This is a genomic window from Gymnodinialimonas sp. 57CJ19, from assembly GCF_038396845.1.
In the GTDB taxonomy this organism is placed as follows: Bacteria; Pseudomonadota; Alphaproteobacteria; order Rhodobacterales; family Rhodobacteraceae; genus Gymnodinialimonas.
Genome location: NZ_CP151587.1, coordinates 3219563 through 3243242 on the forward strand (window position 1 = coordinate 3219563; position 23680 = coordinate 3243242).

General features: G+C 62.2%; 21 protein-coding genes. 10 read left to right on the forward strand and 11 right to left on the reverse strand.

Annotation, left to right across the window (positions count from 1 at the left end; all coding sequences use genetic code 11):
* The first annotated feature begins 15 nt into the window (after positions 1-15).
* Complete coding sequence (gene guaD, locus AADW23_RS15720) at positions 16-1305, forward strand: guanine deaminase (protein WP_341861885.1); 1290 nt, start codon at positions 16-18, stop codon at positions 1303-1305.
* Between the two features lie 132 nt (positions 1306-1437).
* Here guaD and glmM read toward each other — a convergent pair whose 3' ends face one another.
* On the reverse strand, positions 1438-2781 hold the full coding sequence (gene glmM, locus AADW23_RS15725; protein WP_341861886.1) for a phosphoglucosamine mutase: 1344 nt from the start codon (positions 2779-2781) through the stop codon (positions 1438-1440).
* A 34-nt stretch (positions 2782-2815) separates the two neighbouring features.
* Positions 2816-3826, reverse strand: coding sequence for a dihydropteroate synthase (gene folP / locus AADW23_RS15730; protein ID WP_341861887.1), 1011 nt, complete (start codon positions 3824-3826; stop codon positions 2816-2818).
* Positions 3827-3934: 108 nt separating this feature from the next.
* Between folP and AADW23_RS15735 the strand changes: the two genes are divergently transcribed.
* Positions 3935-4378 (forward strand): GNAT family N-acetyltransferase, encoded by a 444-nt coding sequence (locus tag AADW23_RS15735; protein WP_341861888.1) that lies wholly within the window; start codon positions 3935-3937, stop codon positions 4376-4378.
* Here the strand turns inward: AADW23_RS15735 and AADW23_RS15740 are convergent.
* From AADW23_RS15740 to AADW23_RS15765, 6 genes are all read right to left on the reverse strand, one after another.
* On the reverse strand, positions 4371-5291 hold the full coding sequence (locus AADW23_RS15740) for a dihydroneopterin aldolase (protein WP_341861889.1): 921 nt from the start codon (positions 5289-5291) through the stop codon (positions 4371-4373). The two genes, AADW23_RS15735 and AADW23_RS15740, sit on opposite strands and share 8 nt — an antisense overlap.
* A 99-nt stretch (positions 5292-5390) precedes the next feature.
* The gene (locus tag AADW23_RS15745) at positions 5391-6077 is read right to left on the reverse strand and encodes a cell wall hydrolase (protein ID WP_341861890.1); all 687 of its coding nucleotides are present in this window, start codon (positions 6075-6077) and stop codon (positions 5391-5393) included.
* Between the two features lie 162 nt (positions 6078-6239).
* Positions 6240-8777 (reverse strand): putative PEP-binding protein, encoded by a 2538-nt coding sequence (locus tag AADW23_RS15750; protein ID WP_341861891.1) that lies wholly within the window; start codon positions 8775-8777, stop codon positions 6240-6242.
* Positions 8778-8896: 119 nt separating this feature from the next.
* Complete coding sequence (gene glyS, locus AADW23_RS15755; protein ID WP_341861892.1) at positions 8897-10984, reverse strand: glycine--tRNA ligase subunit beta; 2088 nt, start codon at positions 10982-10984, stop codon at positions 8897-8899.
* A gap of 61 nt (positions 10985-11045) precedes the next feature.
* Positions 11046-11501: a DUF6446 family protein gene (locus AADW23_RS15760; RefSeq protein WP_341861893.1), complete on the reverse strand. Its 456-nt coding sequence runs from the start codon at positions 11499-11501 to the stop codon at positions 11046-11048.
* The gene (locus AADW23_RS15765) at positions 11498-12445 is read right to left on the reverse strand and encodes a glycine--tRNA ligase subunit alpha (protein ID WP_341861894.1); all 948 of its coding nucleotides are present in this window, start codon (positions 12443-12445) and stop codon (positions 11498-11500) included. The genes AADW23_RS15760 and AADW23_RS15765 overlap by 4 nt, the downstream gene beginning before the upstream one ends.
* Positions 12446-12698: 253 nt before the next feature.
* Here AADW23_RS15765 and AADW23_RS15770 point away from each other — a divergent pair, with 253 nt between their 5' ends.
* Positions 12699-14447, forward strand: a complete 1749-nt coding sequence (locus tag AADW23_RS15770; RefSeq protein WP_341861895.1) for a serine protease — start codon at positions 12699-12701, stop codon at positions 14445-14447.
* 212 nt (positions 14448-14659) lie between these two features.
* Here the strand turns inward: AADW23_RS15770 and AADW23_RS15775 are convergent, their stop codons facing one another.
* The 3 genes from AADW23_RS15775 to AADW23_RS15785 form a co-directional block, all read right to left on the reverse strand.
* On the reverse strand, positions 14660-15220 hold the full coding sequence (locus tag AADW23_RS15775) for a fasciclin domain-containing protein (RefSeq protein WP_341861896.1): 561 nt from the start codon (positions 15218-15220) through the stop codon (positions 14660-14662).
* Positions 15221-15362: 142 nt separating this feature from the next.
* Positions 15363-16094: an anti-sigma factor gene (locus AADW23_RS15780; protein WP_341861897.1), complete on the reverse strand. Its 732-nt coding sequence runs from the start codon at positions 16092-16094 to the stop codon at positions 15363-15365.
* Complete coding sequence (locus tag AADW23_RS15785; protein WP_341861898.1) at positions 16091-16633, reverse strand: sigma-70 family RNA polymerase sigma factor; 543 nt, start codon at positions 16631-16633, stop codon at positions 16091-16093. The genes AADW23_RS15780 and AADW23_RS15785 overlap by 4 nt, the downstream gene beginning before the upstream one ends.
* A gap of 136 nt (positions 16634-16769) precedes the next feature.
* On the opposite strand from AADW23_RS15785, the gene cobS reads away from it, so the two are divergent.
* The 7 genes from cobS (at position 16770) to cobT (ending at position 23505) form a co-directional block, all read left to right on the forward strand.
* Complete coding sequence (gene cobS, locus AADW23_RS15790) at positions 16770-17759, forward strand: cobaltochelatase subunit CobS (protein WP_341861899.1); 990 nt, start codon at positions 16770-16772, stop codon at positions 17757-17759.
* The gene (locus tag AADW23_RS15795) at positions 17752-18105 is read left to right on the forward strand and encodes a hypothetical protein (RefSeq protein WP_341861900.1); all 354 of its coding nucleotides are present in this window, start codon (positions 17752-17754) and stop codon (positions 18103-18105) included. The genes cobS and AADW23_RS15795 overlap by 8 nt, the downstream gene beginning before the upstream one ends.
* A gap of 96 nt (positions 18106-18201) precedes the next feature.
* Complete coding sequence (locus AADW23_RS15800) at positions 18202-19131, forward strand: hypothetical protein (RefSeq protein WP_341861901.1); 930 nt, start codon at positions 18202-18204, stop codon at positions 19129-19131.
* Positions 19132-19203: 72 nt separating this feature from the next.
* Positions 19204-19683: a hypothetical protein gene (locus tag AADW23_RS15805; protein WP_341861902.1), complete on the forward strand. Its 480-nt coding sequence runs from the start codon at positions 19204-19206 to the stop codon at positions 19681-19683.
* A 160-nt stretch (positions 19684-19843) separates the two neighbouring features.
* Positions 19844-20770: a threonine/serine dehydratase gene (locus AADW23_RS15810; RefSeq protein WP_341861903.1), complete on the forward strand. Its 927-nt coding sequence runs from the start codon at positions 19844-19846 to the stop codon at positions 20768-20770.
* 131 nt (positions 20771-20901) lie between these two features.
* Complete coding sequence (locus AADW23_RS15815) at positions 20902-21561, forward strand: hypothetical protein (RefSeq protein WP_341861904.1); 660 nt, start codon at positions 20902-20904, stop codon at positions 21559-21561.
* A gap of 63 nt (positions 21562-21624) precedes the next feature.
* The gene (gene cobT, locus AADW23_RS15820; protein ID WP_341861905.1) at positions 21625-23505 is read left to right on the forward strand and encodes a cobaltochelatase subunit CobT; all 1881 of its coding nucleotides are present in this window, start codon (positions 21625-21627) and stop codon (positions 23503-23505) included.
* Positions 23506-23680 lie beyond the last annotated feature (175 nt).

Here is a 23680-nt window from a genome sequence, read left to right on the forward strand (position 1 = left end):
AAACCGGAGACTACCGTGCAAGAACATTTGATCCTTGGCCAAGTCCTGTGCTTTGACGGCGACCCTCGCAAGCTGGGGCTGGACACTGTGCACCATGAAAGCGCAGGCGGCGTCCTGATCCGCGACGGCATGATTGCCGATGTCGGCGATGGCGCGGCTTTGCGGGCGGCGCATCCATCGGTGCCCGTCACAGACCACGGGTCCGACGTGATCTTGCCGGGCTTTGTGGACGCCCACACCCACTACCCCCAAACGGCGATGATCGCATCATGGGGCAAGCGGCTGATTGACTGGCTCAACACCTACACGTTCCCCGAAGAAGCCCGCTTTGACGACCCCGCCTATGCCGCCGATATCGCGGGCCGCTATCTGGATCTTCTCACGGCCAACGGCACCACCACCGTCGCCAGCTACGCCACGATCCACCCCGCCTCGGTCGATGCCTTCTTTGCGGCAGCCCAAGCCCGCAATATGCGTGCGTTGACCGGCAAGACCTGTATGGACCGCAACGCGCCCGACAACCTGCGCGACACCGCGCAATCGGCCTATGACGATAGCCGCGCGCTGCTGCAAAAGTGGCACGGGCAAGACCGCCTCGGCTACATCATCACGCCGCGGTTCTCGCCCACCTCCACGCCCGAGCAACTCAGCGCCTTGGGGTTGCTCTGGGCTGAACACCCCGATTGCCTGATGCAAACCCACCTGAGCGAGCAGGTGGACGAAATCGCCTGGGTGCGCGACCTCTTCCCCGATGCGCGCGACTACCTGGATACCTACGAGGCCCACGGGCTGCTTGGAGCAAAAGGCCTCTATGGCCACGCTATCCACCTCAAACCCCGCGAAATCAGCCGCTTATCCGAGGTCGGCGCCGCGCTGATCCATTGCCCGACCTCCAATACCTTCATCGGCTCGGGCCTGTTCGACATGTCCCTTGCCGATAAGCTTCCCGTCGGTCTCGCGACGGATACCGGCGGCGGTTCCAGCTTCTCGATGTTGCGCACCATGGCCGCCGCCTATGAGATCGGCCAGCTGCGCGGCGAGGCGCTCCACCCGGCAGAACTGCTTTGGCGCGCCACCGGCGGTTCCGCCGAGGCGCTCCACCTGTCGGACAAGATCGGCCGCGTCGCGCCAGGGTTCGAGGCCGACCTCTGCGTCCTCTCCCTCTCCTCCACCCCCGCCATTGCCCAACGCTCCGCCCGCGCCACCACGATATGGGAGGCGATCTTCCCCACCATCATGATGGGCGACGATCGCGCCATCACGCAAACTTATGTCGCCGGCACACCGGTCACCTCGGTTCCGTAATTCCTCGTTCTTGAAATATCCCGGGGGGCGGGGATTTGCCTGCAAATCACCGCATTGGGGGCAGCGCCCCCAGCACGCGGCGAAGCCGCGTTCATGCCGTCTTCACCCCGGGGCGATACGCCCGCAGGACCTCTAAACCGCGTCCTCGACCGCGCCGACGATATCATCGACCACCGCCGTCATCAGCGCCTCATCTTCCGCCTCAGCCATCACGCGGATCAGGGGCTCCGTGCCGGATTTACGGATCAGCAAACGCCCGGTTCCGGTCAACCTCTGCTCGCCCGCCGCAATCGCGGCTTTCACGCCGGGCGTGTCCAAAGGCGTCGCGCCAAGCTCGAACCTGACGTTCTTCAACAGCTGCGGCACGGTCTCGAAACTATGGGCCAACGCGCTGGCCTTTTGCCCCGTCCGGACCATTTCCGCCAGGAATTGCAGACCCGCGATCAAGCCGTCACCGGTCGTCGCATAATCAGTCATCACGATGTGGCCCGATTGCTCTCCGCCCAGGTTCAGCCCATTGGAGCGCATCGCTTCCACCACGTGGCGGTCGCCCACAGCGGTGCGATGCAACGTGATCGCAGATTCCGCCAAATATCGCTCCAACCCCAGATTGGACATGACCGTGGCCGCCAGAGTGCGCCCCTTCAGGCGGCCTTCATCGGACCAGCGCTTGGCAAAAAGGGCCATGATCTGGTCGCCGTCGGCAACATTACCCTTCTCGTCGATCAAAATGACCCGGTCAGCGTCGCCATCAAGGCAAATGCCCACGTCCGCGCCCACTTCCCGGATCTTTGCCGCTGCCGCCTCGGGCTTGGTGGAGCCGCAGCCGAGGTTGATGTTGAGCCCGTCAGGCTCCACCCCAAGCGGGATCACATCGGCGCCCAATTCCCACAGCACCTCTGGCGCCGCCCGGTAGGCCGCACCGTTTGCGCAATCAATCACGACCTTTATCCCATCGAGGGTCAAGTCGCTGGGAAAGGTGGATTTAACCCGCTCCAGATACCGGAAGCGCCCGTCATCAATGCGCTTGGCACGGCCAATGTTCGTGGATTGGACCAGATCGACGCCGTCCAAGGTCATCGTCTCAATCGCCAGCTCGGCTTCGTCATCCAGTTTGAACCCATCGGGGCCGAAGAACTTGATGCCGTTATCCACCGCCGGATTATGGCTGGCCGAGATCATCACGCCCACATCCGCCCGCATCGACGGTGTCAGCATCCCCACCGCAGGGGTCGGCACCGGCCCCAGCAACAGCACATTCATTCCGGTCGAGGTAAACCCCGCCGTCAGCGCATTCTCGATCATGTAGCCTGAAAGCCGCGTATCCTTCCCGATCACAACCCGATGCGCCGCCGAGCCATCGCGCCGGAAGAAGCGCCCTGCCGCCGCCCCCATGCGCAGCGCCATTTCGGCGGTCATCGGATAGGTGTTGGCTTGGCCTCTTACACCGTCGGTGCCAAATAATTTACGCGTCATTCCAGTTCCAATACCTTCGCTTTAACCAATCAGGTCACTGCCCACGATGAACCGCGCGCCAAAGCGCGATCATCTGAGTGTGCATCTCAATATCATGGACGCGCAATATCTGAACGCCCTGCCCCAAGGCCCATAGGCCAATGCCCGCCGACCCTGGTCCCCGCTGGTCAGCCAGCGGTTGAGCCGCAATCGTCCCGATAAACCCTTTGCGTGACACGCCAAGCAAGATGGCGCAGCCAAGGCTGTGGAACAGTGACACCCGCTGGATCAGCGCAAGGTTCTGCGGTTGTGTCTTGCCAAAGCCGATGCCCGGATCGACGATAATCCTGTCGCGGGCCACACCAGCGGACACGGCCATTTCAATGGCGTCTTGCAGCCCGTCATATACATCCAACAGAACGTCCGAATAGGCAGATGCGGCCATCGCTTGCATGGTGTCCGGGGTGGCGATGGAATGCATCAGGATCAGCGGTGCGCCTATGGCGGCGGCTACATCGGCCACTTCCGGGTCATACCGCAGGCCCGACACGTCATTCAGAATATGCGCGCCTGCCGCCATGCCAGCCCGCGCCGCGGCTGATTTGCGGGTATCAAGGCTAATTACCGTGCCGACGCCTTGCAACGCCTCGATCACCGGGGCGGTGCGGGCAATTTCCTCCTCAGGCGTCACGAAAGCCGCACCGGGGCGCGTAGATTCGCCGCCAATGTCGATAATCTCGGCCCCCTCGGTCACCATCTGACGCGCCCGTGCCACGGCGGCCTCCAGCTCGATATGGTGCCCCCCGTCCGAGAAACTGTCGGGCGTCGTGTTCAGAATCCCCATGGTCCGAGGTTCGTCAAGCGACAGCGCACCGAGCGGGGCACGCGGTGCGCTCATCCGGCTCAGCACGTCTTCCGGCACGTCGGACAAGGGCACGATCTGCGCGGGTCCCCCACGGGACAGCCTCTCAACCCGGTCAAACCAAGCCCAACCGCCCGCCAAAGGCAGGGCGGCGACGGGGCGCGCGGGGTCAATGCTGGGGATGGCTCGCCAATAATAGGTCATGGCGCGAAATATCGCCCGATGCGGCGCGACACAAGTGTGCACAAACTATGTGCAGTATACCCGCGAATGCGGGGTCGCGCTCTGCCCGGATCTCTGGCACCAAGTGGCATGGCACAAACACCTACTTTTCGGACCCAACGGCTCACCGGCCGTCCCCCTGTTCCAGAGGCGGCGCCGCTTTATGGGCGCTTGTTCGGCGACAGCGCCAAAAATGACCTGAGCCGCGATATTCAGGACTGGAAGCGCCATTCCATCGCGCCTTGGCGCCTGTCTCATGCGGGCAATGAAGTGGGCGTCGGCGGCTTCCGCATTGGCTTTGCCGACAACGGTCTAGAGGTTCTTTTCCATTTCATACCAGAGGTTTGGGGCCAAGGCCTTGCCAGCGAATTTCTGAGGGCTGCCCTCGATTACGGGCGCGTTGATCTGCGCGAAGATCGCTTCTTTGGCTATGTGGAGCGCGACGACAACGCCTCGGTCCGCGTGATGCAAAAGGCCGGATTTGTTCCCGCGCAGAACGAGGCAGACAAACGCCTGTTGATGCGCCTTACGTAAGATCGGGCATCGCATCGGCGGCGAAGGCATCGGGGCCCGTTTCACCTTCGGCCCCCAGGGTAATGACCCGTTGCGCCTCAAACGCATCGCCAAGCCACATGGCCAGCGCGACGGGATCGGTCACATCGGTGCCCGGCCCCTCTACCGCATCAAGGACCAGTTTGGAGGGGGCCCAAACGCTGATTTTCCCTTGTTTCATCGCCCAATCAAGCTCTGTCCGGCTGTCCACGACAACGCATCGGGCGTCCCTTGCCGCCAGGACCCAGGCCGATTGCTCAATCGCCAACAGCGCGATCCGCCGTTGGGGCATGGCGTGGGCGGCTTGCGGGGCGGCCACCTTGGGGGCGTCGACACATAGGATCAACGGCGCTTCGGCCTTCTCCAATGCGTCCAACAAGGCAGGAAGGTCGGTCCGGTGAATAGCGGCATCGGAGAGGTAGACCACGATGGGATGGGGGGCGGCTTCGGCCAGCAAACGCAGGCGGCGACGGCCTTCGGGCGCTTGGCGGAGGATTTCGACCCCCAAAGTATAGGGCCCCCGGTCCAACTTGCCGATCCGCACGAAGACCCGCGCGGCCAAGGGGTGTTCCAGAATGCTGTCGGCGATACGCGCGGCGAGGGTTTCCAGCAAGTTCACCCTCTCGGCGGCCAGGGCGGCGTCAATCGCTTCGGCGATGGTGTCGTAGCTCAGGATGCGATCCACATCATCGGTGGCGCTTTCTGCGCGGGTCTCGACCTCGACCACCACATCGAACTGGATCTTCTGGGTCACGCCCCTTTCGGCCTGAAACGCCCCGATCTCCACCTCGCGCACATGGTCCGTCATCGAGATACGGTCGCGCGGCGTGCCGTCGGCGGTCGCCTTGGCCCGTTCAGAGGGATGGCTAAAAGCTTGGGAAATCTCGTCAGACATGGGCGTGCGCCTTGGATTGGGACAAGGCTCGTCTAACACGAGAAAATCGCGCCGCAAGGGCCAGCTTGCGGCGACTATACCGCCAATTCCGACGCGAACTCAGTATTGCTGGCGGTAGAACTGGTGGATGCCGATGGCAGCTGTTTGCGGATAAACGCTTGCCCAACGGGGGTTTACCCAATCGGCGTGGTAATGGGTGGCCCCCGCCGTCAGGTCGCGCGGGGCGTCGTCAATCATGATCCGCGCGATATGGCCAAGACGGTGCATCGCGGTCTCGTCCGTCATCTCTTCCGAGCGTCCGTCGCAGGTATAGGTGAACTGGCAGGCGAACTGGCGGCCCGTACCTTGGGTGATGACGCCGCAGATCGTGTCGGGGTAATTCCCCGCATCAACGCGGTTCAAGATCACTTCAGCGACGGCGTATTGGCCGGCAATCGGCTCCCCCCGTGCTTCAAAATAGAGCGCTTCCGTCAAGCATTGCCATTGGGCGTTGCCGCGCGGGGTGCGCAATGCGTCCAACTCGGCGGCATCCATGATCCGGGGGTCGTCGCCCGCGAGCGCCGCGTCATAGGCAGAACCGATCTGGCGCAAGCGTGTGGCTGTCAGCGACGAAAGAGAGGCCGCCTCCATCCCCATCAACTGATCCAGCACGCCGGAAAGCCCGTTGGCCGCGGTCGATGTACTCAGCGTCACATCCGTGGCCGACATGTTTTGCGCGTTGGCACCTGAGGCGGCGCAAACAATTAAAAAGCCCGCGCCAAACGCGGACAGAATCCGTAGTTTCATCACTGCACCCTTCCAAGGGAAAAAGCCGGTCCCGTTCTATTGCGGGTCCTGGCTGATCTCGTTGGCGGGTAGTTAACTCAAATTTTAGGAACGGCAAAATCGGCCCTGAGTCCTGTGTTGGCCCGTATGAGGCCCACTAGATTTAGAGGACACGCCTTAAAGCTATACCTTAACGTCCCCCAGCAAGCCCTTGTCTTGGATGGAGAATTGAGCGGCTGCAAGCTTTGCCACCGGCACCCGGTACGGAGAGCACGACACATAGTCGAAACCCGCCTTGCGCGAGAACTCAACCGACTCTGGATGGCCGCCGTGTTCGCCGCAAAGCGCCAGGGTCAGTTCGGGCCGCACCGAGCGCCCCCGCTCAGCGCCCAGAAGCACCAACTCCCCCACACCGTCCATGTCCAACTCTCGAAACGGATCCTCCGGGAAGACCCCCTGTTGCACGTAGGCGGACATGAAACGGCCCGCATCATCGCGGCTGAGGCCATAGGTCATTTGGGTCAAGTCATTGGTGCCGAACGACAAAAACGCCGCATGTTCGGCGATCTCTCCGGCCCGCAGGGCAGCACGCGGCGTTTCAACCATGACGCCAAGGCGATAGGTGAAATTCACGCCGGTTTTGTTGCGCACTTCGGCAGCAATACCGTCAATGGCGGCTTTCACAATCTCCACTTCACGGCGGGCCGTGACCAGGGGGATCATGATCTCTGGGACGATCGGCGCGCCTTTCTTGGAGGACGCAACGGTCGCCTCAAAAATCGCGCGGGCCTGCATGTCATAGATCTCAGGCACGGTAATGCCCAAGCGGACCCCACGCATCCCCAACATCGGGTTGAATTCCTGCAACGCCTCAATTCGCTGCGCCACACGGCTCACCGGTATGTCCAGCGCTTCCGCCAAGGCGCGGATGCCATCGCGGTCACGGGGCAGGAATTCGTGCAAGGGCGGGTCAAACAGGCGGATTGTGACGGGCTGGCCCTTCATCAACTCGAACAATTTGGTGAAATCTTCCCGCTGCATCGGCAGCAAGCGATCAAGGGACGCCGCGCGATCCTGGGCGTTCTCGGCAAAGATCATCTCGCGCATCACTGTCATGCGCGTGGCGTCGAAGAACATATGCTCGGTCCGGCACAGGCCGATCCCGTCCACCCCGAAACTCTGCGCCATGGCCGCATCTTCGGGCGTGTCTGCGTTGGCGCGAATACCAATATCACGGGCCTCATCGGCCCAATCCATCAGTTTGGCGAAGGCACCGCCCAGGGCGGGTTCGATCATCTCCGCCGCGCCGACGAGCACTTCCCCCGCCGAGCCGTCAATGGTGATGATATCGCCCTCATGAAACACCCGACGCCCCGGCACCGTGATGGTTTTCTTGCGCGCATCCAGTTGCAGGCTCGTCGCGCCCGCCACGCAGGGCAGGCCCAAACCGCGGGCAATGACCGCCGCATGGGAGGTCACGCCACCGCGTTCTGTCAAAATCGCCTGTGCCGCGTGCATTCCTCGAATATCCTCGGGCGAGGTTTCGCGGCGCACCAGAATACAAGGCTCCCCCTGCGCGGCGGCAGCGGTGGCACCGGCGCTTGAGAACACGATCTTACCGGTCGCGGCACCGGGGGCGGCGGGAATGCCCGTGGTCAGCAAATCACGATCCCCGCCGGGTTTGACCTGCCGGTGTAGCAATCCGTTGAGCGTATACGGGGGAATGCGCATCAACGCCTCTTCCCGAGAAATCACGCCGGTTTCCGAGAGGGCGACGGCGATTTCAACCTCACCGCGGGCTGAACGGGGGGTGCGTATGGCATCGAGGATCGACAGTTCCCCATCCATCAACGTGAATTCGATCTGCATTTCTTCGCGCAGCCGGTGACGCATCACACCGTGGGCATTGCGCAGGGCTTGCAATTGCTCGGGCGCGACATCTTCCAAGGCAGCGCCACGGGGGTCGCTTTCGATAAATTGCGCCGCCCCTTCTGTCAGCGCCTGACGCCCCTGCCCGCGGGGCAGATATCGCCCGGTAACTTGAGGTTCCCCGGTGTCGGAGGAAACGAACTGAATGACCCCTGCCCCGGAAATCCCCTGCGCCGGGCCAAGCGCCATCTTCTGCACTACAAGGCCAAGCCCCGCATCGGCGGGCGCCCCTCGGGCTTGCCGCAAGAGCCGCGCCGTCGTCCCTTCCCACGCCCGCGCCATGGAGCGCAGAACTTCCGCCAATTGCACCGTGGGGTCCTGCGGAAACGGCTCTTCCATCTCGGCCTCATAGGCCGCCTTGGCGATTCTTGGGGTGATGGGGTTTTCAAAATCATCGGCATCAAGGCGATGGACGTGCACCGCGTAGGAGCGGATGAAATTCGTATAGACCGCGCCCGCCACGTCGGGGCCGTGGGTTTGCGCCAGCGCGTCATGGGTGGCGTCACACATGCCGACATTCAGGATCGTGCCCGGCCCGCCCCAATCGGGCGTTTCCGAAGACGACCGCACAGACAAGAGCGCACCGGAGCCAAACAGGCCCACCAGCGATTCCAGATCAGGCATCCGCCCTTCCGCGATCGCGCGCACTGTATCGAAGCTGAGCGCGACCGTTGGCGGCACGGGCATATCCAGCCGCACCAACCGCTGAAGGCACTTCGCACGGTTCCCATGCCGGTCCTTGCGGATATCGGCGGTGGGTGTGATCTCGGTGAAGTCAGGCGTGGTAAGCATGGGCCGGGTTCCGGGTTAACATTCGCGAACGATACAGTCGGAGCCATGACTGTCCAGTTAACCGGGCAATCATGTGACAGTTTTGTGCAGAAGTGTTGCTGCGGCGCGGCGTAGGCGGATTACCCCTCGATCTTGGTCAAATCCGCCACCGAGCCACAGGTTTGCGTAATATCGTGCAGCAAGTTCAACCGGTTACGGCGGATGATATCGCTGTCGGCGTTCACCTGAACGGCCTCGAAGAAGGCATCAATGGGGGCACGGAGCTTGGCCATCTCGCCCATGGCGGCTTCAAACTGCTCCTCGGCCACCGCTGGCGCGATGGCTTTCCTCGCCGCTTCAAGGGCGTCGAACAGGGCCGTTTCCTCAGCCGTTTCGGCGTATTTGGCGTCCGCACCGAAGCGATATTCCACCCCGTCCTTCTGCTCGGCTTGGGCAAGGATGTTGGCGGAACGCTTGTAGCCCTGGATCAGGTTTTCGCCGTCGGGCGTGTCGAGGAAGGATTGCAACGCGCGGGCGCGCTTTACGAGAAGATCCAGCACATCGTCATTAGCACCGCCTAGGCACGCATCAATAACGTCATGGCGAATGCCTTGATCGCGAAGCAGAACTTTTAGGCGATCATGGAAGAATCCGATCAAGTCTGCGGAAAGTTCAATAGCGTCCTGAGGTTCTTTGTCATAGCCGCCTTCAAACGCCTTTATCATCAAAGCCTGAAGCGAGAATTGCAGGCCGTTCTCAAGCGCCAGACGAATAACCCCCAGTGCCGCACGGCGCAGCGCAAACGGGTCTTTCGACCCGGTAGGCTTCTCATCAATCGCCCAGAAGCCTGTCAGCAGGTCCAGCTTGTCGGCCAGCGCCACGGCGACGCTCAACGGCGCTGTGGGGACGTCATCGGTGGGGCCGAGGGGGGCGTAATGCTCTTCGGCCACGGCGGCGATTTCGGGGGCGAGGCCCGCTTCCAAGGCATAGTATTTCCCCATCGTGCCTTGCAGCTCGGGGAACTCATAGACCATTTCCGACGACAGATCGGCCTTGGCGATGCGGGCGGCAGTCTCGGCCGCCGTTGGGTCCGCGCCGACCATGGGGGCGATTTCGCGGGCCAAGGCGGCGATGCGCTCCACCCGTTCCGACTGGCTGCCCAAGCGGCGCTCAAACGTGACGTTCTTCAACGCCTCGCGCCATGCGCCCATACCGTCGCGCGCAATGCGCAAGTCGTTGTCCCAGAAGAACTTTCCGTCTGCCAGACGGGCGAACAGCACCTTGGAGTTACCGGCGATGATCGTGGCTCCGGCATCGGCCGTGTCGCGGTTGGCAACCGTGATAAAACGCTCAATCCGGCCCGTGGCGGGGTTGCGGACCGAGAAGAACTTCTGGTGTTCGCGCATGGAGGTTTGCAGCACTTCGGCGGGCAGGCCCAGGAAATCTTCGGCAATCTCGCCCATCAAGACGACGGGCCATTCCACAAGGCCCGCGACCTCGGCCAGAAGGCCGGCGTCTTCCACAACCTCCAGCCCCGCCGCGAAGGCCATGTTGGTGGCATCGTGCCAGATCGCATCGGCCCGGTCCTGGGCCGACAGAACCACATGGGCGGCCCGCAGTTTGGAAGAGTAATCATCGAACGAGGACACCGCAAAGCGGCCCGGTGCCATGAAACGGTGGCCTTCGGTCGTGTTGCCTGCCGTGATGCCGTCCACGTCGAATGGCACCACTTCCGAGCCATCTTCGCGCGACAGAATGCACAGGATCGACTGCAACGGGCGCACCCACTTCAGGCTACCCGAGCCCCAGCGCATGGACTTGGGCCAAGGGAACGTGCGGATCACTTGCGGGATCAACTCGGCGATGATGACCTGCGCCTCGCGGCCCTCGGTCGTGACTTTGGCATAGTAGAAGGTGCCCTTCTTTTCTTCGCGTTCTTCCAGCGCATCACGCGACACCCCTGCCCCGCGCAGGAAGCCTTCCAACGCTTTCTCCGGCGCGCCGACCTTGGGGCCACGGCGTTCTTCGGACGTGGTGGGCGAGGATTCCGTCAGCCCCTCAACGGTCAGGACAAGGCGGCGGGGCGTGACGAAAGTGCCCGCAGAGGCGTAGGTCAACCCTGCCTCCACCAGACCATCGGTCACCATCCGCTTGAGGTCCGCACTGGCGCGAGCCTGCATTCGGGCGGGTATTTCTTCGGAAAAGAGTTCCAGCAGAAGGTCGGGCATGGGAAGCGTCCTATTGATCGTCAGGCGCGGGCAATCGCGCGAATGGGGTTATCGGCGGCACCTATTCCAGCGTGCCGTTAAGTTGGGTCCAGGCGAAGCCGCGCCCGTCGGGGAAGATGGCAACCACGCGGTCCACGCCACGGGCGAAGTCGAATTGGCTCATGTAGGCCTGCGCCGCGCCGCTCTCCAGCGCCCCGCCAATAGCGGAGGCATCAAAGCAATCGAACCACGCGGGCGGGAACAGAGGCGTGGGGTCGGCGTAGGGTGTGGCATCGGCCAGAGGGGCCATATCATCCAGCGTGAAACAGGCCCGGTAGCGCAACGGAGAGGTCGCGGCGTCAATGCCTTGCGCGTCCGAGATCGCCAGCGGCACCAGCGTGCCGTCTTCGGCCTGAACTGTCAGAGAAACCTCTTCCAACGGCGCATAATAGGCGCGGGTGTTGGTGTACCAAAGACCCACGCCAAACAGGATCGTGGACAGCACGATCACCACCACGATGATGCGGCCCGAGGTCACGCGGCACCTGCCGCAGTTGTCACATCCGCGCCGCCTGCTGCCGTTTGCACGAAGGCATCGGCGCACATCTTCGTCAAGGCACGGACCCTGCCAATGTAGGCTTGGCGTTCCGTGACCGAGATCACGCCACGGGCATCAAGAAGGTTGAACATATGGCTCGCCTTGATCGCTTGGTCGTAGGCGGGGTGGACCATGATGATAAGTTTGCCGGTCTTTGGGTCCACGGCGTCGTGGGACAACAGTTGCTGACACTCGGCCTCGGCATCCTCAAAGTGGCGCAACAAGGTCTCGGTGGTGGCCGCGTCGAAGTTGTGGCGGGAGTATTCCTCTTCCGTCTGGCGGAACACGTCGCCGTAGGTCAGCGCGATCGGCGCATCGGGGTCGTTGTAGGGCATGTCCATGACGTGATCGATGCCAAGGATATAGATCGCCAAACGCTCCAACCCGTAGGTCAACTCGCCCGAGACGGGGTGGCAATCGTGGCCGCCAACCTGTTGGAAATAGGTGAACTGAGACACTTCCATGCCGTCACACCACACTTCCCAACCCAAGCCCCAGGCGCCAAGGGTGGGGCTTTCCCAATCGTCTTCCACGAAACGGATGTCGTGCAGATCGGTATCAATTCCGATGGCCCGCAAGCTGCCAAGGTAGAGGTCCTGCAGGTCGGGCGGGCTTGGTTTGATGATGACCTGATACTGATAGTAATGCTGCAAGCGGTTGGGGTTCTCGCCATAGCGCCCATCGGTGGGGCGGCGCGAGGGCTGCACATAGGCCGCCGTCCACGCCCGGTCGCCCAACGAACGCAGGGTTGTGGCAGGATGAAACGTGCCTGCGCCAACTTCCATATCGTAGGGCTGCATGATCGCGCAGCCCTTGGCCGCCCAATACGCCTGTAGGCGCAGGATGATCTCTTGGAACGAGCGGGGGGTGGTTGCCTCAGTCATCGGTGAACGGCTCCGGTATAGCGGGTTTGGCGCGATGACTAGACGGGGCGCGGGCCGTGGTCAACAAAGCGACCCGATCCAAAGCGCCGATGCGGCGATGGCGCATATCGGCCACGCTAGGGGCATCACTTGCGGAAAACTATTGCAAAACAGGGTGCAATCGACGCAAAGCCCCGGTACGTTCAGGACTGGATCGCGCGGGTCACGTAGGGCCAAGCGTGTTGAGAATTACATACAGGGTTACGGGATAATCATGGCGATGCGTTTTTTGCAGGGGCTTATGGCCCTGAGTTTTGTGGTTTTTGGGTTTGTTGGCAGCGCACAGGCGCAGAACCAAGTCTGGGTTCAGATCGAGGCGCATCAAAGCCTTGCCGCCGCCGAACAACGGGTACGCGCCTATGCGCAACTGGTCGAAAACGTGAACGGTTTTCGCGCCACCACCGGTCTTTACGCCGTGGCCCTTGGCCCGTTTGACCCGGAAACCGGGCAGTTGGTGATCCAGCGTCTGCTCGGCCAAGGTCTGATCCCACGCGATAGTTTCCTGGAAGATGGCGATCTTTATGCCTCGCAATTCTACCCCGTTGCTGCGGGCGATCTGGACCAAACAACCCCGCTTGTTGAGGAAGAGACTGCCGAGGAAATCGTCGTCGAAGAGGTGGTTGAAGAGGTCGTCGTCCCAGACGAGACCCCGCAACAGGCCCGCCAGTCCGAGGCCGCCCTGACCCGCGAAGAGCGCGACCAGCTGCAAATCGCCCTGCAATGGTTCGGCTTCTACAATGGCCGCATCGACGGCGCCTTCGGCCCCGGTACGCGCGGCTCCATGCAGGCGTATCAGACCGACCGCGGGATGGAGCCTTCGGGAATCCTCACCACCCGTCAACGGGCGCAGTTGCTTGGCGAATATCAGGGCGAGTTGAACGCCCTGGGCATGCGCAACGTGCTGGACCAACGCGCGGGCATCCAGATGGATCTGCCCATGGCGATGGTGAATTTCGGCAGCTACAACTTCCCCTTCGCCCAATATGACGAAATCAACGACAGCGGCGTGCGCGTCATGTTGATCAGCCAGCCGGGCGACCGGGCGACGCTGTTTGGCCTCTACGAGATCATGCAAACCCTCGACATCGTCCCCCTTGAGGGCGAACGGGAGCGTGGCAACGACAGCTTCGTGCTGACCGGCCAATCGCCTGAGCTGCGCTCTCATACCGAAGCGCGGCTGGTGAACGGCGCGGTCAAGGGCTTCACCCTGATTTGGGAGCCTTCCGCCGACGACCAGATCGCTCGTGTTCTGCCGATGATGCAGGCCAGCTTCCAGGCCGTTGAAGGCTCGCTTGACCCGGCAGCGGTGCCTGAGGGGCTGGATGAAAGCATCGACATGGTCTCTGGCTTGACCGTGCGCCGACCCGATATCGTGCGCTCTGGCTTCTATCTGGATGCCCAAGGCTCGGTCCTGACAACGACGGAAGTGATCGGCCAATGCGGTCAGATCCTGATCGACAACGCCTATGAGGCAACGGTCAGCTTCCGTGATGAGGCTTTGGGCATTGCCGTCTTGACCCCCAACCAACAGCTTGCCCCATTGGGGTTTGCCCAGGTGGCCGATGCACCTTCGCGTCTGCGTGCAGAGATCGCCGTGGCGGGTTTCCCCTTTGGCGGCGCGTTGTCTTCGGCCTCCACCACCTTCGGCACCTTGGCGGACCTGCGCGGCGTGAACGGTGAAGAAACCGTACAACGCCTTGCCGTAGACACCGCCGATACCGAGGCCGGCGGCCCGGTTCTGGACCTGTCGGGCAATGTCATTGGCGTGGTTCTTCCGGGCACTGTGGGCAACCGCACCCTGCCCTCCGATGTGACGCTGGCGTTGCGCTCGGACCAACTGGTGCCTGTTTTGCAAGGCGCGGGCATTGGCCTGACGCTGGCGCAGCCCGTGGGCGCATTGAACCGCGAAAACATCAGCCGTGAAGCCGCAGACATGACGGTTCGGGTCAGCTGCTGGAACTAAACCTTAGCCGCGCGCCTTCTTCAGGCGCGTCAAAAGTCTGAATACATAACAAAGCCGGGCGCATGATACGCCCGGCTTTTCCTTTTGGTGTGTCACAAACGGGACCCATACACAGGGGACAGAAGGACGTGTTGGGCAAGTACACACCGCAAGGATGGCTGCTGCCTGCACGAATGGCCCGCACGAACACGCGGACCATCCGAATATCTGGCTTAAGCGGCAGGCAACATTACTGTGTCGATCACGTGGATCACGCCATTGGACTGGTCCACATCGGGGATCGTGACCGTGGCGACTTGGCCCTGCTCGTCGGTCAATGTGATCATGTCGCCGTTCATTTCAGCGGTCAGGGTGCAGCCGCCGAGGGTCTCAACCGGGTGCGCGCCGCCGTCATCTGCGATCATGCCGCCAATGGCGTCAGAGAACACTTCCGCGCCCACAACGTGGCAGGTCAGGATTTCGACCAGTCGGTCGCGGTTTTCAGGCTCGAGCAACGCAGCCACGGTGCCTTCAGGCAGCGCGGCGAATGCGTCATCGGTGGGCGCAAATACGGTGAACGGACCGTCGCCTGCCAGCGTGTCCACAAGGCCTGCTTCCACAACCGCTGCGACCAGCGTTGTGTGGATGGGCGAGTTGCTGGCGTTCTCGACGATGTTCATTTCCATCATCATGTCAGCGCCGCCAACCTGTGGGTTCGCGTGGCCATCGGCGAAAGCTGCGCCGGAAAGAAGAGCTGCTGCGGACAAAGTTGCTGCAAAGGATTTGATTGTCATTGTGAGTGTTCCTCAGTTGGTTGCCGGGTCGCTGCCCGGAGACATGAGAAGCCACGAAAAGACGGTTCATCTTGTTTCAAAAAAGATGAAATATTCTGATGAACGATTTGTGATCTTGGAAAAGTCGTTTCCGACCAGCACCTTACAGCGCAACAAGCGTGCCCAAGGCAAGAACATCGCCAGTCGGATCACCCGTGGGCGAGCCGCCCAAAGGCTCATCAGTGATGGCCAGCGCCGCCCCCACCGTGAACAGCGCATCCAAATCCGCGTCAGGGGTCAGGGTGGTCAGCGCGTCGTCGTCCAAAATACCCAACGACACTGGCGCATTGTCGCCCACAATCACCCACAGCTCCTGCGAGCGGTCTGCGGCCATGGTGCCCGCCACCCGGCGCACTTGCAGCACGCCAGAGGGCTCTCGGGTTACGGCAAGTCCCAGGGTGGAGCCTTCAAGGGGCACCAGATGGGTCATCAACAACGTCCCCGCCGGGATGCCCGTTTCCGGCACATCGGTGGTGGGGAGCTGGATATTGGTCAAAACGGCAAAGCCCACCGCCGCAATCGCCAGTGCCGAGGTTGTGACCGACAGCCCGCGCCAGAAGCCCACGCGGTCCCATAGGCTGCCGCGGGTGGTTTCGGTGCTGAAAACCTGCGCCTCGATGCTGTGTAGAACACGGGCGGGCGGGGCCACGGGCGCGACCTCCAGATCAGCCATCGTGGCGAAATAGACCTCCCATTGGCGGATTTCTTTGGCCAACACGGGCTCGGCCCGCAGCCGCGCTTCAAACGCGGTGCGCTCAACGGGCGACAGCAGGCCGAGCACATACTCAGCCGCCAGCGGGTCCGTCTCAGGCGGTATGTCGGTCCGGTCGCTCACGACGCGAGGCACTCCTTCAAACTGTTCAGACTGCGGCGCAGCCATGTTTTCATCGTGTTTAGCGGCACATCGTACCGCAAGGCCATGTCCTGATACGACTGCCCTTCCAGATAGACGCCGCGAACGGCGTTGGCGCGGTCCGCGTCCAGCTCCGCCAGGCAATCCACGATCCGGCCCGCTTCACTGGCCGCAATCGCCGTCTGCTCGGGCGTGGCGCCGAGGGCCGAGAGCGTCACGATGTCATCGACATCGTCCGTCGCGGGACCCTGTGCGCGCAATCGGTCAATCGCCGCGTTGCGTGCAATCGTAATCATCCATGTCATCGGACTATGCCCGGTCACCCGGTAACGGTCCGCCTTGTTCCAAATCTTGACGTAAACATCCTGCAAAACATCTTCCGCGCCAGCTCGGTCCTTTAAGACACGCAGGATCACCCCGAAAAGTTTCGCAGAGGTTGCCGAATAGAGGGAAGAAAAAGCCGAACGGTCGCGCAATTGGATGCGCGCCATCATTTCCTCAAGGTCCTGCGGCGTTGTCATGGGCCTACCCAAAGCACAGCTTGCGCCAGGTTGCCAGTCACGAGTGTTCCTGTTGTCACGGCGCCCTCCCCCTTGCAGCGCCGCGTTATTTAATGCATTTCGAGCGGAAGGCAATTTCCAGATTTTTGAGGGCACCATGGCCGACGGCAACAGCTTGAGCATCGACGCGAAACCCACCGAAGAGTTCTCGGTCCGTGAGGTGTTCGGCATCGACACGGATATGAAGGTCAAGGGTTTTGCCGAGCCGACTGACCGCGTGCCCGAGATTGATCCGACCTATAAGTTTGATCCCGACACCACCTTGGCGATCCTTGCAGGCTACGGCTACAACCGCCGCGTTATGGTGCAGGGTTACCACGGCACCGGCAAATCCACCCACATCGAGCAAGTTGGCGCACGTCTGAACTGGCCCACCGTGCGGGTAAACCTCGACAGTCACATCAGCCGGATCGACCTGATCGGTAAAGACGCCATCAAGCTGCGCGACGGCAAACAGGTGACAGAATTCCACGAAGGCATCCTGCCTTGGGCGCTGCGCAATCCCGTGGCCATCGTGTTTGATGAATACGACGCGGGCCGCGCCGACGTGATGTTCGTGATCCAGCGCGTGTTGGAAACCGACGGCAAGCTGACCCTCATGGATCAGAACGAGATCATCACCCCAAACCCCTATTTCCGCCTTTTCGCCACGGCCAACACCGTGGGCTTGGGCGACACGACGGGTCTGTACCACGGCACCCAGCAGATCAACCAAGCGCAGATGGACCGTTGGTCTCTTGTCGCAACGTTGAACTACCTGTCCCATGATGCGGAGGTGAACATCGTTCTCGCCAAGCAGCCCCACTACAACACCGAGGCCGGTCGCAAGACGATGAGCCAGATGGTGACGGTGGCGGAGCTGACCCGCACGGCATTCATGAACGGAGAGCTTTCCACCGTCATGTCGCCTCGGACTGTCATCAACTGGGCCCAGAACGCTGAAATCTTCCGCGACGTGGGCTATGCCTTCCGCGTGTCGTTCCTGAACAAATGTGACGAGTTGGAGCGCCAGACCGTGGCCGAGTTCTACCAGCGTTGCTTCGATGAAGAGCTGCCCGAAAGTGCCGCCTCCATGAGCCTTGGCTGATCGGAACGATACTACACCCGCGTCCGGCAATTCGGGCGCGGATCATCTCGGCCGTAACCCTGTTGTAACGCCGTCGAAAAAGCCGCGAACGTCGCTTTGGGTCGGTGTCACCATCGCATTTCTCGCGGTTCTGCAATTTGGCCCGTCGCTTGCGATCATCGTGCAGCGGGACATGATGGGCCAAATGGATTGGGCGGGCTACATTGGCTACCAATTGGGCAGCCTGTTCGTTCCTTTGGTGATCGGGTGCCTAGGTTTGCTGTTCCGGCGAAACCGAGGGCTTGGTTACTTCGTGGTTTCTTTTATGGTGTTCGTGTTCGCGAGCCTTGGAAGCACACTCGCCTGAAGTATCGGGCACCTAACGTATCGGGCGCCCCACTTATCGGGCGTCTAGAGCATCAGGGCTTGCAGCACCAAGTGTGCAACCAAAGCTGGGAACGTTATGGGCCTGAGATACCTCATTTCCCTCGTCGCGCTGGTCTTGACTGTGGGCGCGCTGAATGCGGAGGGACTTCGCCCGCCCGCCTTTTCCACTCGCCCTGCGGCGCTTGCTGACATCCGCGCTGCGATTGCGTGGTTCGGGGCCCATTGCGCGATGAACGCCCGCGAGATCGACCACTACGGCGCATCGGTAAGCCTCGCTTCGCTGTCGGAAGAAACCGGCGTCGCGCTGGAGGAGATCACCCGTTTGGCCCAGGCACGGGGCCGAGAGAACGCCGTTGCCGTCGCCGTATTGCACGCCGGTGGGGAGCCCCCGCGCAATCCGCCGGAACCGTTCCTCTCGCTGCTGCGCCAAGTTCAATCCGATTGCCAGGATTTTGAGCGTATGCGCAATGTCCTCCGCCACGAAATGGCGCGGGACGTTTTGCCCGAGGTTGCTTTGGAGGACGGAGAGAGGGAGCTTGGGGATTTGCTGGACCCACAGCGCTTCGACCAAGGCCGCGCGACCCGCATGGGCTATGTCCTGGCAGCGGTGGACGACGTATTGCAGGCCGGACAATTTGAAACCGAATTGCGCGACCTCGCCCGCCTGATCTCGGGCCAAGAGGACCTTGAGCTTGCAGATATCGCAGGCATCCCCTCAGGCGTACAACGGCGCTGGATTGCGGCGGAATTGCTGCTGCCCGCCCCTGAAATCATCACCGACCTGACAGCTGCTGAAGCATCAGACCTTTTGCAGCGTATCGAGACTTCCCCGGAAGGGGCGCTGACCCGGTTTTACGTCCGAGTGCTGATCGCCAACCCCGAGGCCAGCCGACGGGCCACCCTGACCCAAGGCGGGTCCGGTGTGCTGACCTTTCAGGAATACCCGTCGGATCTGACCTGCCACCCGATTGGCGATAGCGCCGCCTTGCGTTGCCAGTCGTCCTGACGGCAGGCTTCGGGGCAAGGGGCGTGGGTTTTCCCCTCGACCCGCGGCAGCTCCTTGGGTCACATTTGCCCGATGAAACACCTCGCTCTTCTGCCCGTTCTATTCATCGCGGCCTGCCAGCCCACCTATAATCCCGGTCAAACTGTGACCCTTGCGGGCGGGGAGACCTGCACCGTGCTTGGCCCGGACCCGCAGGGCACACGGCTTGATTGTGCGACCCGTGGGGTGATTATCGCGGATATCCAAACGCCCGATATCAATGCGCAACTCAACCCTGAAATCGCGCCGGGCGTGCGGCTTGGCGACATTCCCGGCGTGCCCAACATCCCGGTCATTCCGCAAACCGAGGCAGAGGCCGCCTGCCGGGCGGGCCAATACGCCCAGAACCGGGTGCGGGGTGAGGTACGGGGCGCCGTGGAGGGCGCCGTGCTGGAAGCGGCGGGCTTGCCGGGCAACACACTGGGACTCATCCGTCGCAGCCAAGACATCGCGCGCCGCATCGAAGGACGCCCCTCAGCGCCCGCCCCCGTCGACCCTTGCGCCGGATTGTGACGCCAGCGCAGGGCAGGAATTTGCAAATTCCTGTCCAACGCCCTTGCAAGGGCGTTAATCAGAGCCTTGCAAGGCTCTGCACAGGCTTTTGCAAAAGCCTGCCGCGCGCCCGTTGACCATCGCGCGTGACGGGTCCATCGTCGCGCCCATGACACATCCTATGCCTGACGCCATTTCGGCCGCCGCCCCGTTGATCGCCCCTTATATTCGCCGCACGCCAATTCTTTCAGTGGAAGCGCATGCGCTCGGTCTGCCCTGCCCCGTGACTTTCAAGCTGGAGCACACACAGATCACCGGATCGTTCAAGCTGCGCGGCGCGTTTTACAACATGTTAACCCGGGATGTGCCCCCCACCGGTGTGGTGGCCGCGTCAGGCGGCAACCATGGCGCCGCCGTGGCTTACGCGGCTACAACGCTCGGCCATCAAAGCCGCATCTACGTCCCGTCGTTGATCGCGAAAGAGGAGAAACTGCGCCGGATGCGCGGCTTTGGCTGCGAGGTCGTGTTGACTGAAGGCTCCGTGGGGGCCTGCATGGACGAATATGCCGCCTACGCGCAGGCCTCTGGTGCGCTCTCGGTGCATCCCTATGACACGATCCCGACGCTCACCGGCCAGGGCACATTAGCCCGGGAGATCGAGGCGCAGATGGACGGAATTGACACGATCTTTGTATCCACCGGCGGCGGCGGCCTCATTGGCGGTATTTCCGCATGGTTCCGGGACCGCGTGAAGATCGTCTCGGTCGAGACCGAGGGAACGAACACGCTGGAGAAATCCATGCGTGAAGGTCCAGACATCGACGTTTCCGCCAGCGGGGTCGCAGCGGGGTCTTTGGGCGGGCCAAGGCTTGGCGTCGATAGCTTTGCCTTGATCCGAGAGTTTGTGGACGAGGCCGTGATCTTGCCGGACTCGGATGTCTTTGATGCCGCCAACCGCTTGTGGGAGGCCACCCGCCTGATCGGAGAGCCGGGCAGCGCCGTGGCGTTGGCGGCGCTGACCTCGGGCGCCTATGTGCCAGAGAAGGACGAGAAAGTTTGCGTCGTGCTCTGCGGCGGCAATGCCGAGCCCGATTGGTTCGTCCAGTAGCGGCGATTAACAGCATAGGCGCATGTCGCGACGCGCCCTGCCCATCGCCACGCGCAAAACGCTGCGGGTTTTCCAGCCTTGGCCTGCGCTGCCGCGCCGGTCAAAGTGGCGTTTTATGTCAAGGATATCCCATGCGTTTTCTGTCCCTTGCAGCCCTCGCCCTTGTTCCCCTGCCCGCCACGGCGCAAACCTCGGCGGAAATGGAAGTCCTTCCACGCCTGATCGCCAGTGCCTGCTTTGATCTGGTGGAAGAGCGTCACGGCTGCGAGACCGTCGTGCTCCTGACGTCAGAAACGGAACCGGACACCGCCGACCTGCTGATCTTCTCGGACCGCCGTGCCAACGCGCCGCACGAAAGCCTTGCCGTGGCGCGCAACATTGCTTTCAATGGACCGATGTTTGGCCAATCTCCCAGCCTTGCGCAGGCTGAGAATGGATCGCTACAAGTGATCGAAGAGCAAATCGGCATCGGCCGCTTTACCTGGACAAATGAATTAACCATCGCCTACCGGGACGGGGCCTTCGTGATGGCGGGGCAGACCTATTCAACCTATGATCGGATCATGGGCGGATCGTATAGCTGCGATACAAACTTGCTGACCGGAGACTGGATCGCTTCGGCCGAACGTCCCGACCCCGACGAAACCCAAGACGCGCCGATCTTCGATGTGACCGAGCGCGGACAGATTGCCGGGGCCCATATCGCGTTGTCGCAATGGAACCCGGAACAAAGCCGCCCGCAACCCTGCGACGATGTCTTTACCGCGTGGTACGAGGCAGCCCCGCAGTGATTTTACGCCCCTGCTTCAGTCGCAGGTCTTGCTCTTGGCCCCGTGTCGGTCCAGATATCAGGGATGAGCAAGTTCAACCCCTCCGATAATCCCGCTGACCCGTTCAAGAAGGCCCTTGCCGACGCGACGCGGGTGATGGCCGATGATCCCGATCTCGCCGTGACCTATACCGTTGATCCCCCCGGGCTCAGCGCCGACAGCGTCCGCTTGCCTCAGGTCAGCCGCCGGATGACCCGCGAGGAGGTTCTACTGGCCCGTGGCACCGCCGATGCATTGGCCCTGCGCCACAAATATCACGACCAAGGCACCGCTGCGCGGTACGCGCCGCAAGGGGCGATGGCCCGCGACCTGATGGACGCGATGGAAAACGCCCGCTGTGAAGCCATGGGCGCCCGCGACATGCCCGGCACCGCAGGCAACATCGACGCGAAAATCGGCCACGATGCCCGCCGCAAAGGCTACGGCGAAATTCGCGAAGCATCAGACGCCCCCCTGTCCACTGCGGCGGGCTACCTGATCCGCCACCTTGCCACGGGCCGCGATCTGCCGCCTGAGGCGAGCAATGTGATGGAGCTATGGCGTGGCTTTATCGAGGACCGTTGCGACGGCACTTTGGAAGACCTGCAAGACGTGCTGTCTGACCAAAAGTCCTTCGCCAAATTCGCCCGTCAGTTGATTGACGATCTGGGCTACGGCGACCAGTTGGGCGATGACCCCGATGATATGGACGACGAGGCCGAAGACGACGCCGGCGAAGACACAGAAGACGACGCCCCCGACAGCACCGGCGAAGACGACAATGATGACGAAGAGGCAGAGGCCTCTCCCGAGCAGTCGCAAGAGGAACAGCAGGACGAGTCCCAAGCCCAGGTCGAGATGGACGACAACGGCGATATGGACGAGGCGGAAGAGCAGGAAATGCCCGACGGCGAAGCGCCGCAGGAACCTCTGCCGCCTGCACCTCATTCCGAGGCAGATCCCGGCTATACGGTGTTCTCGACCGAGAATGACGAGGAAATTGCCGCCGAAGACCTTGCCGAGGCACAAGAACTGGAACGCCTGCGGGCCTATCTGGATCAACAGCTCGATCCGCTGAAGGGCGCTGTGTCGCGCCTTGCCAACAAATTGCAGCGCCGCCTTCAGGCGCAACAGAACCGATCCTGGGAATTTGACCGCGAGGAAGGCATTCTTGATGCGGGCCGCCTGGCGCGTGTGGTGGCCAACCCCACAACACCCCTGTCCTTCAAGGTCGAAAACGATACCGAATTCCGCGACACGGTGGTGACGCTGCTGCTCGATAACTCGGGCTCCATGCGGGGCCGCCCGATCTCTATCGCGGCGATCTGTGCCGATGTTCTGGCCCGCACGTTGGAGCGGTGTGGCGTGAAGGTAGAGATCCTGGGCTTCACCACGCGGGCGTGGAAGGGCGGCAAGGCACGGGAAGAATGGTTGGCCGAGGGTCGCCCGCAACAGCCCGGGCGCCTGAACGACCTGCGCCACATCGTCTATAAATCGGCCGATGCGCCGTGGCGGCGCGTGCGCGATAATCTGGGCCTGATGATGAAAGAGGGTCTGCTGAAGGAAAACATCGACGGCGAAGCGCTGGAATGGGCGCACCGCCGGATGGTGGGCCGCACCGAAGCGCGCAAGATCCTGATGGTGATCTCGGACGGGGCGCCGGTGGACGACAGCACGTTGTCGGTAAACCCGGCCAACTATCTGGAAAAACACCTGCGCGACGTGATCGCCATGGTCGAGAAACGCCGCGCGGTGGAGCTTCTGGCAATCGGCATTGGCCACGACGTGACCCGCTACTATGAGCGGGCGGTGACGATCACCGACGCCGAGCAATTGGCGGGCGCGATTACAGAACAACTGGCGTCGTTGTTTGATACCGACCCACGGGCGCGCGCGCGCGTAATGGGGATGAAACGGGTCGGCTAGGCCCCCCTGACCGGCGCCTCGTCGGCGCCTCTTACAACGGCCCCGCGATATTGGCCCTCCAACCGGGCCCGCCGCCCTTTCAGGGCTGCATCGACAACGACGCCTCAGGCCACCTCCCTTGCGCCCGCGCCTTCGGCTTGGGCGCGGTGGCCCCTGCGGGGCGCTGAACAAAGGT